General features: G+C 71.0%; 12 protein-coding genes and 1 riboswitch. Of the genes, 2 read left to right on the top strand and 10 right to left on the bottom strand.

What is annotated here, in order from left to right; genetic code table 11:
- Window positions 1-191, top strand: a 191-nt coding sequence (locus VJN29_RS14220; RefSeq protein WP_324144287.1) for a DUF5684 domain-containing protein, incomplete at its 5' end; no start/stop codon positions are given.
- A gap of 106 nt (window positions 192-297) precedes the next feature.
- Here the strand turns inward: VJN29_RS14220 and VJN29_RS14215 are convergent.
- Entirely contained in the window at window positions 298-1,476 is a 1,179-nt protein-coding gene (locus VJN29_RS14215; RefSeq protein WP_324144286.1) for an acyl-CoA dehydrogenase family protein, read from the bottom strand.
- A 262-nt stretch (window positions 1,477-1,738) separates the two neighbouring features.
- A riboswitch (SAM riboswitch) is annotated at window positions 1,739-1,854 on the top strand.
- A gap of 15 nt (window positions 1,855-1,869) precedes the next feature.
- Here VJN29_RS14215 and VJN29_RS14210 point away from each other — a divergent pair.
- Window positions 1,870-3,192 carry a bifunctional o-acetylhomoserine/o-acetylserine sulfhydrylase gene (locus tag VJN29_RS14210; protein WP_324144285.1) on the top strand — a complete coding sequence of 441 codons (1,323 nt, stop codon included), beginning with the start codon at window positions 1,870-1,872 and terminating at the stop codon, window positions 3,190-3,192.
- 82 nt (window positions 3,193-3,274) lie between these two features.
- Here the strand turns inward: VJN29_RS14210 and VJN29_RS14205 are convergent, their stop codons facing one another.
- The 9 genes from VJN29_RS14205 to VJN29_RS14165 form a co-directional block, all read right to left on the bottom strand.
- Window positions 3,275-4,408: an alanine--glyoxylate aminotransferase family protein gene (locus tag VJN29_RS14205; RefSeq protein WP_324144284.1), complete on the bottom strand. Its 1,134-nt coding sequence runs from the start codon at window positions 4,406-4,408 to the stop codon at window positions 3,275-3,277.
- A gap of 33 nt (window positions 4,409-4,441) precedes the next feature.
- The gene (locus VJN29_RS14200) at window positions 4,442-6,316 is read right to left on the bottom strand and encodes a Na+/H+ antiporter (protein WP_324144283.1); all 1,875 of its coding nucleotides are present in this window, start codon (window positions 6,314-6,316) and stop codon (window positions 4,442-4,444) included.
- 30 nt (window positions 6,317-6,346) lie between these two features.
- Entirely contained in the window at window positions 6,347-7,558 is a 1,212-nt protein-coding gene (locus VJN29_RS14195) for an aminotransferase class I/II-fold pyridoxal phosphate-dependent enzyme (RefSeq protein ID WP_324144282.1), read from the bottom strand.
- 20 nt (window positions 7,559-7,578) lie between these two features.
- Entirely contained in the window at window positions 7,579-8,601 is a 1,023-nt protein-coding gene (locus VJN29_RS14190) for an SDR family NAD(P)-dependent oxidoreductase (protein WP_324144281.1), read from the bottom strand.
- A gap of 78 nt (window positions 8,602-8,679) precedes the next feature.
- Entirely contained in the window at window positions 8,680-9,735 is a 1,056-nt protein-coding gene (locus tag VJN29_RS14185) for a sugar phosphate nucleotidyltransferase (protein WP_324144280.1), read from the bottom strand.
- Window positions 9,732-10,928 (bottom strand): UDP-N-acetylglucosamine 2-epimerase, encoded by a 1,197-nt coding sequence (gene neuC, locus VJN29_RS14180; RefSeq protein WP_324144279.1) that lies wholly within the window; start codon window positions 10,926-10,928, stop codon window positions 9,732-9,734. Before neuC ends, VJN29_RS14185 begins: the two co-directional genes overlap by 4 nt.
- Window positions 10,928-11,965: an N-acetylneuraminate synthase family protein gene (locus tag VJN29_RS14175; protein WP_324144278.1), complete on the bottom strand. Its 1,038-nt coding sequence runs from the start codon at window positions 11,963-11,965 to the stop codon at window positions 10,928-10,930. The genes neuC and VJN29_RS14175 overlap by 1 nt, the downstream gene beginning before the upstream one ends.
- Window positions 11,962-12,738: a DapH/DapD/GlmU-related protein gene (locus tag VJN29_RS14170; RefSeq protein ID WP_324144277.1), complete on the bottom strand. Its 777-nt coding sequence runs from the start codon at window positions 12,736-12,738 to the stop codon at window positions 11,962-11,964. The genes VJN29_RS14175 and VJN29_RS14170 overlap by 4 nt, the downstream gene beginning before the upstream one ends.
- On the bottom strand, window positions 12,731-14,146 hold the full coding sequence (locus VJN29_RS14165; protein ID WP_324144276.1) for a hypothetical protein: 1,416 nt from the start codon (window positions 14,144-14,146) through the stop codon (window positions 12,731-12,733). The genes VJN29_RS14170 and VJN29_RS14165 overlap by 8 nt, the downstream gene beginning before the upstream one ends.
- Window positions 14,147-14,226 lie beyond the last annotated feature (80 nt).

The following is a 14,226-nucleotide window of genomic DNA, read 5'->3' as shown; positions in this document are numbered from 1 at the left end:
GGTGGTGGCTGATCCTCTTCCTCATCCCGCTGGTCAACCTGGTCGTCTCTATTGTGGTCGCGATCGACGTCGCCAAGGCATTCGGCAGAGGCAGCGCGTTCGGATTCTTCGGCCTGTGGCTGTTCGGCTTCATCGGTTATCCGATTCTCGACTTCGGAAGCGCCCGCTACCTCGGTCCCGCACGGGTCTGATCCCGCAAGGTCCAAACGCACGACGGGCCCCGGCTGCTCATTCGGACAGCCGGGGCCGGTCGTCGGTGACTGTGGGGCCCGACCGGAATCACAGGGGATCAGAAACTCAGCGCAGCAGTTGCCGGGCGGCAACGATCCGCTGGATCTGGTTCGTCCCCTCGTAGATCTGGGTGATCTTGGCGTCCCGCATCATCCGCTCGAGCGGGAAGTCCTTCGTGTACCCGGCACCGCCGAGCAGCTGGACGGCATCCGTCGTCACCTTCATCGCCACGTCGGAGGCGTAGCACTTGGCGGCCGCACCGAAGAAGGACAGGTCCTTGTCGCCACGCTCGGACTTGGCCGCAGCGACGTAGACCATCTGCCGGGCCGCCTCGACCTCCATCGCCATGTCGGCGAGCATGAACTGGATGCCCTGGAAGTCGGCGATGCGCTTGCCGAACTGCTTGCGCTCCTTGACGTAGGCCACGGCCTGGTCGAGCGCGCCCTGGGCGATGCCGATGGCCTGGGCGCCGATCGTCACTCGGGTGTGGTCGAGCGTGCGCAGCGCGATCTTCAGGCCGTCCCCGACCTGGCCGACGACGCGGTCGCCGGGGATGCGGACGTTGTCGAAGTGCAGCTCCCGGGTGGGGCTGCCCTTGATGCCGAGCTTGCGCTCCTTCTCGCCGAAGGTGAAGCCGGCGTCGGACTTCTCGACGACGAACGCGGTGACGTTGTTGCCGCGGGGGCCGTCGGGGTCGGTGACCGCGAGCACCGTGTAGTACTCGGAGACCCCGGCGTTGGTGATCCACGACTTCTGGCCGTTCAGGATCCAACTGCCGCCGTCCGCTGCGTCATGGCGTGCCCGGCACTTCATCGACGCGGTGTCGGAGCCGGCCTCCCGCTCGGACAGGCCGTACGAGAACGTCGTCTCACCGTGGGCGAGCGGCGGCAGGTACCTGCGTTTGAGGTCCTCGTCGGCGGCCAGGATGAGCGGCATCGAGCCCAGCTTGTTGACCGCGGGGATCAGGCTGGCGGAGGCATCGACGCGGGCCACCTCCTCGATGACGATGCACGTCGCAAGCGCATCCGCGCCGACGCCGTCGTACTCCTCCGGCACGTGGGGAGCGAAGAAGTCCGACGCCACGAGCGCGTCGTGCGCCTCCTGCGGGTAGCGCGCCTCCTCGTCCACGGCGGCGGCGAAGGGGGCGATCTTGTCCTCGGCGACCGCCCGCACGGCTTCCCGGAGAGCCTCGTGGTCGTCGCTGGTCCGGAACAGGTCGAAGTCAGTGCTCGTCACAGTCGGCATGTTACCCGCGAGACGTATTTAGTAGGACGTCCACGTGATTGACGCCACCGCCCCAGCCCGTATGCCGCTGAGGCACTCCCACGGGAACGCGTCCTCGCGCGCCCGACTGCACGCCGAACCCCCATCGAAAGAACAACGTCGGGCCTGAAAGTCGTTCACTCGATCACGGGCAGCGCACCCAGCCGTCCAGCCTGGGGACGAGCCGTCCACGATGAGGACGGCTGGGCTGGGAGCGAGCCCAGCGGCATACGATCGCATCGAAGGTCATGAGTGTCAGCGTCACGGCCCCGGCTCGCTGACCGGCAACCCTCGCTACGCGGCGGGGTGCCCCGGGTGAGGACCTGGCGCCCGGCGACCGCCGGCGCGCAAGCGCGAGTGTGAGGACAGCACGCCATGAGTGACACCCCCAACTGGTCGTTCGAGACCCGCCAGATCCACGTGGGGCAGGAGCAGGCGGACCCGGCGACCGGGGCACGAGCCCTGCCGATCTACCAGACGACGTCGTACGTCTTCAACGACACGGAGCACGCGAAGAACCTCTTCGCCCTCTCCGAGCTCGGCAACATCTACACGCGGATCATGAACCCGACCCAGGACGCGGTGGAGAAGCGGCTCGCCTCCCTCGAGGGTGGCGTCGGCGCGCTCCTGCTCAGCTCCGGGATGTCCGCGACGTTCTTCGCGATCGCCAACATCGCGGAGGCCGGCGACCACGTCGTCGCGAGCCCGGCGCTCTACGGCGGGACGTACAACCTGTTCCAGAACACCCTGCCCAAGCTCGGCATCGAGGTGACCTTCGTCGAGGACACCGCCGACCCGCAGTCCTGGCGGGCCGCCACCCGCCCGAACACCAAGCTCTTCTTCGGCGAGACGATCGCCAACCCCAAGTCCGACATCCTCGACATCGAGGCCGTGGCGGCCGTCGCCCACGACATCGGAGTGCCGCTCGTCGTCGACAACACCATCGCGACGCCCTACCTGCTCCGGCCGATCGAGCACGGCGCCGACATCGTCGTCCATGCCGCGACGAAGTATCTCGGCGGCCACGGCACGACGATCGCCGGCGTCATCGTCGACTCGGGCAACTTCGACTTCGGCGCGGACCCCGAGCGCTTCCCGAACTACAACCAGCCCGACCCGAGCTACCACGGGCTCGTCTACGCGCGGGACCTCGGCAAGGATGGCGCCTTCGGCGTCAACCTCGCGTTCATCCTCAAGGCTCGCGTCCAGCTGCTCCGGGACCTCGGCAACGCCATCTCACCGTTCAGCGCGTTCCTCATCGGGCAGGGCATCGAGACGCTCAGCCTCCGCATCGACCGGCACCTCGAGAACGCCCACAAGGTCGCCGCGTTCCTCCAGGGCCACGACCAGGTCGAGAAGGTCGTCTGGGCATCGTTGCCGGACGACCCCAACCACGAGCTCGCGCAGAAGTACCTCCCGACGGGCGCCGGCGCGGTGCTCTCCTTCGAGATCAAGGGCGGGCTCGAGGCGGGCAAGAAGTTCGTCGAGGGCCTGACGCTGCACAGCCACGTCGCCAACATCGGGGACGTCCGCTCGCTCGTCATCCACCCCGCGTCGACGACGCACTCCCAGGGCCCCGACTCGGACCGCCTCGCGGCGGGAGTGACGCCCGGACTCGTGCGCCTGTCCGTGGGGATCGAGCACATCGACGACATCATCGCAGACCTCGAGCAGGGCTTCACCGCCGCCAAGGCCTGACCCAGTCGAGTGTGCAACTTCTGCGGGGCAGCTCGGGATCGCCTCGTGCTGACGACCAGAAGCTGCACACTCGACTGCTGGGTCAGGCGAGCCGCAGCCGGTCCAGTCCGGCTGCGAGCCGTGCCACGGTGCCGTCGACGTCGGCCAGCTTGTCAAGGCCGAACAGGCCGACCCGGCACGTCGAGAAGTCGGCCGGCTCGCCGCACATGAGCGGGACTCCCGCGGCTGCCTGGATGCCGACCTCGCGCAGCCTCGCCCCTGACTGCAGGCCGGGGTCGTCCGTGTGGACCACGACGACTCCGGGTGCCTCGTAGCCCTCGGCAGCGACCGACCGGAAGCCCCGTTCGGCGAGCAGTGCCCGCACCTGACCGCCGAGGTCGATTTGGCTCGCGCGCAACGACTCGAGGCCACGGTCCTGGGTGTCGCGCATGACGGCCGCGTTCCGGGCAATGGCGTCGGTGGGCATCGTCGAGTGGTAGGCGGCCCGGCCGTCGACGTAGCCGTCGGCGATGGAGAGCCACTTCCTCAGGTCCATCGCGAAGCTCGTCGACTCGGACGCGTCGACGGCGGCGCGGCCGCGGTCCGCGAGCATCACGTAACCGACGCCGGGCGTGCCGCTCCAGCCCTTCTGCGGTGCGCTGAGCAGGACGTCGACACCAGCCGCTGCCATGTCGACCCAGAGCGCGCCCGACGCGATGGCGTCCAGGACGAACAGGCCGCCCACCTCGTGCGTCGCCTCCCCGACCGCCTGGACGTACTCGTCGGGCAGGACCATGCCCGACGCGGTCTCGACATGGGCGGCGAGCACGACCTCGGGGCGCGCCCGGCGGATGGTCGCGACCACCTCGTCGGGGGGCGGGGGTGACCACGCGGCGTCGCGCGCGGGGCTGTCAGGTCGGGCCGTGCACACGGTGACGTCGGTCGTGACCGCGCCGACGTCGAGGATCTGGGACCAGCGGTAGGAGAACAACCCGGTCCGGATGACCAGGGCCCTTCGCCCGGTGACGAGCTGCCGCGCCACCGCCTCCATCGCGACGGTCCCGCCCCCGGGCACGACGGCGACGCCGTCGGCGTGGTAGGTCGTCCGGAGCACGGCGACGAGGTCCTGCATGACCCCGATGAACCGCTGTGACATGTGGTTGAGCGACCGGTCCGTGAAGACGACGGAGTACTCGAGGAGTCCACCGGGGTCCACGTCAGGGTGAGGGAGTTCCATGCACCCCAACCTAGGGTCAGCCCACCGTCTCAGTCAGCCGAGCACCTCGTCGACGTAGCACCAGCGCCACGACTCGCCGGGCTCGACGCTGCGCATCACGGGGTGACCCGTCTCGCGGAAGTGTGCGTCGGCGTGCCGCCCCTGCGACGAGTTGCAGCAACCGACGTGGCCGCACACGAGGCAGACTCGAAGGTGCACCCACGACTCGCCCGTCACATGGCACTCGGCGCACTCTCCGGGCGAGGCCACGACCGTGGCGAGATCGGCGCCCCGGAGGTGCTCGCACGGCGCCTCGAGGGGCTCCACCGGCAGCATCTGGTCGCGCAGCCGCTCCTCGTGCTCCTCGACGCGGTCGAGCATCGTCTCCTCGAGGTCGAGAGCACCCAACACGACTCGGAGCACGTCGTGCTCGGCCCGGCCCGCGTCACGCAGGACGAGGACGGCTTCCCGCTCGGCGTCGAGCATCTTCATCCGGACCCGGCGGTACTGCTCGCTCGGCGTCTCCGACACGTCGGCCCCGCGGTGCCCGAGGCGCTCCCACAGCTGGTTCACCCGATCCTCGGACCGTTCGCGCAACGCCTTTCTCGTCTCCTCGTCGATGTTCGTCTCGGCGTCGAGCACGGCCAGGCCCGCGCGGGTCGCGGCGGACATGATGGTCGCGGCCTGCAGGGCATCCTCCCGGGGGTTGGGGCCCCGGACGCCGAGGCGCCGCGCGAGGGCTGGCAGCGTCGTTCCTTGCAGCAACAGCGTCCCGATCGTGACGACCACGGCGATGAGGATGAGCACGTCACGGTGCGGGGTCGCGGCAGGCAGGAGCTGGGCGGCGGCGAGGGTGACCACGCCACGCATGCCGGCCCACGAGATGACGGCCGCGGCCGCCCAGCGCCCGCGCTCCGGATGGTGGCGCCGCGACAGCGCCTTGAAGGGGAAGACCCACGCCGGGCGCAGCAGGAGCACGACGGCGAGCGTGCCGAGCGCTGCGGTCGTGATCGTGGCGGTGGACAGCTCCGACGCGCGCACCCGGTCGAGGACGTAGAAGGCCTGGAGGCCGATCAGGAGGAAGACGGCGTTCTCGAGCAGGAACTGGACCGAGCGCCAGTTGATCCGCTCCGACAGGCGCGAGGCGCCGCGCTGCGATCGGGGTGACCGGTGTCCGAGGACGAGTCCGGTCGTGACGACCGCGATGACCCCCGAAGCGTGGAGGTGCTCGGCCGGGACGTAGGCGGCAAACGGCGCCATGAACGACAGCACGGTGTCGAAGGTGGCGTCGTTGCTGATCCGTTTGCGGACCTGGTCGACGACGACGGCGACGAGCAACCCCACCACCACCCCACCGAGGCCCGCTCGCAGGAAGTCGACCACGACTGCGCTGAAGGTCACCTCGCCCGTGGAGCTCGCGACGAGGCCCGCCGCGGCCAGCGCCGTGCGCAACGCCACGAGGGCCGTCGCATCGTTGACGAGCGACTCCCCCTCCAGGATGGAGACGATCCGCCGGGGCAGTCCGATCTGCCGCCCGACGGCGGTGGCGGCGACGGCGTCCGGGGGTGCCACGACCGCGCCGATGGCGAACGCGACCGCGAAGGGAAGGCCGAGAAGCCACCACAGGAAGACCCCGACACCGAGGGCGGTGAAGACGACGAGCCCGACGGAGAGCATGAGGATCGCCGCCCGGTTGGCCCGGAAGTCGACGAGGGAGGTCTGGATCGCGGCGGCGTAGAGCAGCGGGGGCAGCACCCCGAAGAGCACGACCTCGGGGCTCAGGGTCACCTCGGGGACGAACGGCAGGTAAGAACCGATGATCCCGACGAGGATGAGGACGAGCGGCGCGGGCAGACCCGTCCGCTCGGACACCCAGGCTCCGACGAGAACGGTGGCCGCGACTGCGAGCAGCCCGATGGCGATCTCCACGGCGCCATCCTGCCGCAGCCGGCCTACCAGTCAGGCGAAGAACGAGTGCATCGCGTCGATGACGCGCCGCTGGTCGCCCTGGGTGAGGTCGGTGGAGCAGGGCAGCGAGAGCCCCCGACGGAACAGGTCGTCGCCGATCCGACCCCCCAGCACCGGGGCGTCGGCAAATGGCGGCTGCGCGTGCAGCGGCCGCCACAGGGCTCTCGCGCCGACCCCGTGGTGCTCGAGGTGGGCCAGCAGGTCGTCACGGGATCGGCCGGCTCCGTCATCGACGAGGACCGAGTACAGCCAGTACGTCGCGTCCAGGCCGGCCACCCGGGGCGGCAGGGCGAGGGGCAGTCCCTCGAGCGACTCGTCGTAGCGCTGCGCGATGCGGTGCTTCGCGGCCACGAAGTCGTCCAGCCGCTCGAGCTGGGCGAGCCCGAGTCCCGCCGCGATGTTGGTCAGGCGGTAGTTGTAGCCGATCTCATCATGGAGATAGCCGACGTCGGGCACCTTCGCCTGTGTCGTCAGGTGCCGGGCCCGCGCGGCGAGCTCGTCGTCGTCGGTGACGATCATGCCGCCGCCACCCGTCGTCGCGATCTTGTTGCCGTTGAAGGAGAAGCAGCCGACCCGGCCGACGGTCCCGGTGTGCTTCCCGGAGTACCGGCCCGCCGACCAGCCGGCCCCGAGCGACTCCGCGGCGTCCTCGAGGATGGCCACGCCGTGGCGCTCGCACGCGTCGACGATGGGCTCCAGGTCGGCGGGCTGGCCGAGGACGTGGACCACCTCGACGACCTTCGGCAGCGGCTCCCCCGCCGTGGCGCGACGGTCGAGCTCCTCCGCGAGGAGCACCGCGTCGAGGTTCCACGTCCGGGTCTCGGAGTCGACGAACACGGGCCGGGCGCCGAGGTAGGCGATGGGGTTGACCGACCCGACGAAGGTGAAGTCCGAGCAGAACACCTCGTCGCCGGGCTCCACGCCGAGGAGGAGCAGGCCGATGTGGATCGCTGCCGTGCCGGTGGCGCAGGCCACCGCGTGCCGCGCACCCACGCGGTGGGCGAAGCGGTCCTCGAACTCGGCCACGAAGGGTCCCACGGAGGACACGTAGCCGGACTCCACGGCCTCGACGACGTAGTGGCGCTCCAGCGCGCCGATGTTGGGCACGGCGAGCGGGATCATCCCGGAGACCCGCGCACCCGGGGCGTGCGCCTCGCGCGCTCCCCCGCCCGCCTCGAGCCGCCCGGTCGTCGGCGGCGTCATCGGGGGCGTCATCGGGGGCGTCATCGGTGGTACCGCGCAGCCGTCTCGAGGTCGACACGGGGCCGGAGCCACTCGGCCGTCCGGGTCAGCCCCTCCTCGAGGGACACCGCGGGCGCCCAGCCGAGCACCTCGTTGGCGCGGGTCGGGTCCGACAGGAGGACCTGCACCTCGGACCCCTCCGGGCGGATCCGCGCCTGCTCCGTGACGATCTCGGCCGCGCTGCCGGTGACCGTCCGGCACAGGTCGACGACCTCACCGATCGAGATGGTTCGCCCGGTGCCGAGCTGGATCGTCGTGCCGGGCGCCACGGCGCTGAGCGCGGCCCGGACGAAGCCGTCGGCCGTGTCGGTGACGAAGGTGAAGTCGCGCTTCGGCGTCACGTCACCGAGGCGCACCTCGTCCGCGCCGGCGAGCAGCTGCGACAGGACGGTGGGGATGACCGCCCGGGCCGACTGGCGCGGACCGAACGTGTTGAACGGCCGCAGCGTCATGACGGGCGTCTCGAAGGACAGCGCATAGGACTCGCACAGCTTGTCCGCGGAGATCTTCGTCGCCGAGTAGGGCGACTGCCCTCGCAAGGGGTGCGACTCGGTGATCGGCACCTGTTCTGGCGTGCCGTAGACCTCCGACGTCGAGGTGTTCACCAGGCGCGGCGTGCCGTGTCGCCGGACCGCCTCGAGGACGTTGAGCGTCCCGATGACGTTCGTCTCGACGTAGGACCGCGGCGCCACGTACGAGAACGGGATGGCGATGAGCGCGGCGAGGTGCAGGACGACGTCGGCACCCTGGACGGACGCGGCGACGTGCTCCGGGTCGCGGATGTCGCCGAGGACGACCTCGGCCTGCCCGTCCCGGAGCGCCTGCGCGAAGACGTCGCTCTCGTCCAGCCACCCCATGGAACCGTTGGAGTTGTAGAGGCAGAAGGCCCGCACGTGCGCACCCTCGGACAGCAGCCGCTCGACGGTGTGGCTGCCGATGAAGCCGTCCGACCCGGTGACGAGCACGGTCTTCCCCGCGATCGAGGCGTCCATGGGTCGGGACATCAGTTCCCTTGTCACAGTGTCCTTTTCGATTTTCTCGGTGTCGTCATTCTTGCCGTATGCCGCTGAGCTGGCTTGCGCTCAGGCCTGGCCTTTCGCTCGCGCGAGGTCCATTGGCGTGCCGACGTCGATCCAGTCGCTGCTGAGGTGCCACGCGGCCACGACCTCATCCTTCGCGAGGCAGGTCTCGACGAGGTCCGGCATCCCGCTCGCCCGGCCCTCCGGCACCCATTCGAGGGCCCGCGGCTCGACCGCATAGACCGCGGCGTTGATGTCGAAGGAGAGCGTCGGCTTCTCGGCGATGCCGGTCACCCGCCCGTCGCTGGTCTCGACGACGCCGAAGGGCACCTCGTGCTGGTAGCTGCGCGTGGCCACCGTCAGGGTCGCCCCGGTGCGGGCGTGGGTGTGCAGCAGGTCGACGGCATTGAACTGGAGCATGAGGTCGCCGTTCATGACGAGCACGGGATCCGCGAGGTCGGGACGCTCGGCACGGAGCAGGGCCAGGGAACCGGCCGTGCCGAGTGGCCGATCCGAGTCCTCCCGCAGGTACCGCAGGGAGCACCCGAGCCTGGATCCGTCCCCGAGGTGCTCCTCGATCCGGTCTGCGAGGTAGTTGACGCTGACGTGGATGTCGCGGATCCCGTCGCCGACGAGACCGAGGACGATCCACTCGATGATCGACCGACCGGCAACGGTCATGAGCGGCTTCGGCGTGTCGTTGGTGAGGTCGCCGAGGCGGCTCCCGCGGCCGCCGGCCATGATGACCGCCACGTTGGGCAGCGGCTTGGCGCCGACGACGTCGGAGAGGGTGTGCAGCCCGACAAGGGTGCCCTCCACGTCAACCTCCGGGACTGCGGATACGTGCAGGGCGGCGAGCAGGTCGAGCACGAGGGCTCGGGGCGAGCCGGCCTGAACCGTGTGCGGGGACGTCGTGGCGTGCTCGAGGGCGCGATCCTCGAGGTTCGTGCCCCGCAGGATCGCCCGGCGCAGGTCGCCGTCCGTGAGCAGGCCGGCAAGCCGCCCGGCGTCGTCGACGAGCAGGCACACGCGGGTCCCGCTCCGGTCGATGACGAGCAGGGCGTCGCGGAGGGTGGCCGTGCTCGGCGCGGTCGAGCCGACGAGCTCAGCCTGCGTCACTTCGCCACCTCCACGTCGGCCTCCTGGACGTCTCCGGGGTCCACGTCGACGAACCGCTTGACCCGGCCGGCTGCTCCGGCCCTCCGCACGATATCGAGGACGCGACGGCTCGCGTCGCCGGTGCCATAGGGGTTGGCGGTGGCAGCCGCCCTGGCCCGGCCTCCGGGGGACAGCGCGAGGCTGACGGCCGCTTCGACCGCGGCCCTGCCCTCCTCGGCGTGGAGGACGTTGTCGCCGCGGAGCCGGCCCCGCTGACGCTCGCCGACGTCGACGGCGGGCTGGTGCAGCGTGGCGGCCTCGATGATCCCCGAGGACGAGTTGCCCACGACGACGTCGACCGACGCGAGGACGTCCGGGTAGTCGGGCCCGAGGGCCTCGACGAGACGCAGCCGGGGCTCCTCCGCAGCGAGCGCCGACAGGGCTGCGAGGATCTCGTCCCTCCCCTCGTCCATCCCGGGATGCGACGCGATGACGGTCGCGCACACCGCGAGCGTCGCCTCGGCCGCCTCGCGGGCCCAGTCGCCGATGGGGGCCCCGGCCTGGGCCGTCGGCGGGTGGTAGGTGAAGAGCGCGACGGGCCGCTCGACGCCGTCGATCCCGAGCAGCCGGGCGAGCGCGTCGTCACCCAACGGTGAAGCCGCGGCGAGCCGGTCGAGCCCCGGCGCGCCGGTGACGTGGATGCGCTCCATCGGCTCTCCCAGCTGCGCGAGTCGCCGCGCCGCGTCCGACGACGCAACGCAGTGCTCGTCGGCGAGCTTGGTCACCGCGTGCCGGATCCGCTCATCGACGGCGCCCTCGGTCACCTCGCCGCCGTGGAGGTGCACGATCGGCACGGCGAGGAGGACGGCCGGGGGCACGACGTAGAGCAGCTCCCAACGGTCACCGAGCACGACGAGGACCTCGGCCTCGATCTCGTCGAGCACTCGGCCCGCGGCGACGGACAGCCGTGCGCCGTGCTCGAGCTGCGCCGGAACCGAGAACGTGCTCATCGGCTCGGCCAACGCGTGGAAAACGGCACCCGGCGCAGTCGCCCGCGGCAGTGCCCGCTCGAGGTCCTCGGCGCCGTACATGACCCCCGTGAGCAGGTGGAGGTCGACGTCCGGTGCCTCGGCCAGCACCTCGATGACCGGCGTGAGAGGGCCGAGGTCGGCCCGGGTGCCGACGAAGAGCGCCACGGTGCGCGGGTCGGCCATCAGGTGTCCAGGTCGGAGTGGGTGACCGGCGCCCCGGCGGGGATGGTTCGAGCGACGACGCGGCCCCGGATGTCGACGGCCGGGCTGATGCCGCCCTCGGGTCGCAGCAGCGACAGGTGCCCGCTGTCGAGCACGGTACCCACGGGCAGCTCGACGGCGGCGTGCCAGGAGCGCCGCACGAGCGTGGCGTTCTCCTCCTCGGAGGGCATCCGCCGCTTGTTCCCGTCACCGAGGGCATGGACGAGCTGCTTGACCTCGGTGACGTACTCCGTCAGCTGCTCCGGCTCCAGGCTCGCCAGGTGGTCGGGCCCCGGCAGGGTGCGGTCCGCCGTGAAGTGCTTCTCGAGGATCGGCGCGCCGAGGGCAACGGCGCCCAGGGCCGTCGTGAGACCCGGCGTGTGGTCCGACCAGCCGACCGGGATCCCGTGGGCCGCGGCCAGCGCCGGGATGGCTCGGAGGTTGCACTCCTCGACCGGCGCAGGATAGGCCGACACGCAGTGGAAGAGCACCACCCCCGGCGCCTCCTGGCACGCCCCGACCGCCATGGCTACCTCGTCTCCCGTGCCCATGCCGGTGGAGACGAGCAGGGTCACGCCCAAGGCGGACAGCTGGCGGAGGTAGGGCAGGTTCGTCAGCTCGCCCGAGCTCACCTTCAGCGCCGGGAGGCCCAGCCCGACGAGCATCTCGGCGCTGTCGATGTCGAAGGGGGTGGAGAGGAACGTGATGCCGGACTCGGTGGCGTGGTCACGCAGCTCGGCCCACGCCGACTCGGGAAGGGTGAGCGCCTCGAGCAGCGAGCGCTGGTCTGAGCTGCCTCCGCGGTCGCGCTGGTAGGGAGTCGTGGCCGCCGTCGACGAGACCAGCTTGCCCGGTGAGAAGGTCTGGAACTTCACGGCATCAGCCCCGGAGCTGGCGGCGATGTCCACGAGACGGTGCGCCAGGTCGACATCTCCGTTGTGGTTCACGCCCGCCTCGGCGATGACATAGACCGAGTCGTCCGTCGGGATGTCCACCCCGGCGATGGTCGCCCCCCTCATCGGTGCACGCCCTCAGCACGTGCAGGCACTCCGGTGATCGTCACGCCGTCAGGGACGTCATGCGTGACGACGGCCCCCGCTCCGACCGTCACGCCGGACCCGACGCTGACGCCGGGCAGTATGCGGGCCCCGGACCCGACGAGGCAGGCTGCACCGATTGACGCTGCTCCGAGGAGCGCGGCCCCGGGCGCGATGTGCGCACCGTCGCCGACGACGCAGTCGTGCTCGACGATCCCGCCGGTGTTGAGGATGACACCGGCCCCGAGTCGAGTGGCGGGTCCGATGTGCGCGTGCTCCAGGACGACGGTCCCCGCGCCGAGCTCCACATCAGGGGCCACCGTCGCCGTGGCGGCGACGACAGCCGGCGTGATCTGCACACTCGACGACGCGCCCGTCTCCGCCCCCGTCGAGTGTGCACTTCGCGCGCCCGTCTCCGTCTCCGTCCCCGTCCCCGTCGAGTGTGCACTTCGCGCGGCCGCGCGGAGCCGGCCCAGCACTGCCATGCGAGACTGTGGCGCGCCGATGGCGACGACCGCTCGCAGGCCCTCACTCAACACGCGATCGATGGCCGCGTCCTCGTCCTCCAGTCGGTCGACGTGCCAGTCCCGACCCCCGGAGTCACCGACGACGGCGACGACCACGTGCCCGAGCCGTTCGAGCACGTCGACGACCGAGCGGGCATGGCCACCCGCGCCGAAGCCGACCCACCCTGGCCCGCTCCCGACGTGGGGATCGCTGGGAGCGAGCCCAGCGGCATACGGCTGATCAGTCATGCTGCCCACCCAGGGTCCCGGCGGCCTCGGCGAAGGCGTCACCCACGCGGCGGATGTTCGCGGGCTCGAGCACGGCCGGCACGCGCGGCGGGTCGAGGACGAGCCCCTCCCAGGAGTTGCGGACGTACGAGTGCACGAACCACTCGTCGATCTCTGTCTCCGTCGCCCGCAGTCCCTCCCAGGCGCGCCCAGCCACGAAGTTCGTCAGGTCATCCGGCGTCTCGAGACGGCGCACGTTGCCCAGCCCGCTCCACGGCATCTGCGCCCCGGTCACGACGGGCAGGCCCATCAGCCCGGCCTCGAGGCCGACCGTCCCGGTCGCCGTCACGGTGAAGACGGCCTGCTTCATCAGCTCCCGCGAGTCGGCGAACGGGTCGATCGTCGCGATGTTGGGATGGACGTCGAACTGCGGCCAGTAGTCAGGGTCGCGCCGCCACATGAAGTGCGCGTGCTCCTTGACCGCGACGCCAATCCCCAACGGCGCCAAGGCATCCGCGAGGACGCGCGCCGTGTAGGCCTGGTCGCGCCACTCCTGGCCCATGACGTCGACGCTCGACTCCGGCTGCACCTGCAGGGGCAGGAAGACGAACCGCTCGGGCAGCGGGTCCCAGCGCCGCGACTGGTACTCACGCAGGTTGAGCCGCGCCTTGAGGGGGTTGAGCCACGGGAGCCGCGGGTAGTCGACGGGGCGGGGCAGCTGGAGGTTCGCGCCGCGGTCGACGGCGAACTCACGCACCCGGTCGCTCGCCAGGCGCCAGATCTCCTGACCCGACTCGACCTTGAGGTTGCGGGCGAAGCCCATCGGCCGACCGTGCGCCGCCCGCCACGTGTCGATGAACCGCTTGCCGGCATCGAGCGCCCCCGCGTCCTCGACGGGCCGCTCGAAGAGCGTGATCCCGAGCGGCGCACCGATCAGGCCGAACCGGTCCGACGGCAGCCGGATGCCCCGCGGCCAGGTCGCGAGCCCCCCGTGGTGCGTGACGAGGCCGGCGGTGAGCAGCTCGGAGGTGACGGTGAACTCCGTGAGCGCGAGGATCGGGCCGCGCCCGGCGACGGCCTGCTCGAGGTGCTCCGCGGCGAGGTTGAGGAAGTTCATCGCGGTGTCCACGCGGTTGCGGCGCAGGGCTCGCTCGCTGACGAGGAGGTCGAGCACGTCGAGACCGACCCCGGCGCAGGCCCGCTTGAGCGCGGCGTGCGGAGCGAGGCCGCTGACGACGTTGGCCTTCCGGGCGGCGGCGTAGGGCAGCCGCACCGTCGTGGCGAGGGGCGCGTGGCGTCGGACCCAGGCGAGGTTGGCGTCGGTGCGGACGACGAGGATCAGGTCCTTCGTCTCGAACCCTGCGTGCACGAGGGCGGGCACGAGCAGGTCGTCGTAGCCGAGTCCCATGTGGACCAGCGGTGTCACCACGAAGGCGTGCTCCTCAGCTTTTCGTCAGTCGATGCCGTATGCCGCTGAGCGCACTCCCGTGGGTGCGCTCGGTCAGCGGG

This window comes from Intrasporangium sp., from assembly GCF_035280925.1.
In the GTDB taxonomy this organism is placed as follows: Bacteria; Actinomycetota; Actinomycetes; order Actinomycetales; family Dermatophilaceae; genus Intrasporangium.
Note: the sequence above shows the minus strand (reverse complement) of the source record. Positions and strands in the feature narration are given on the sequence as shown.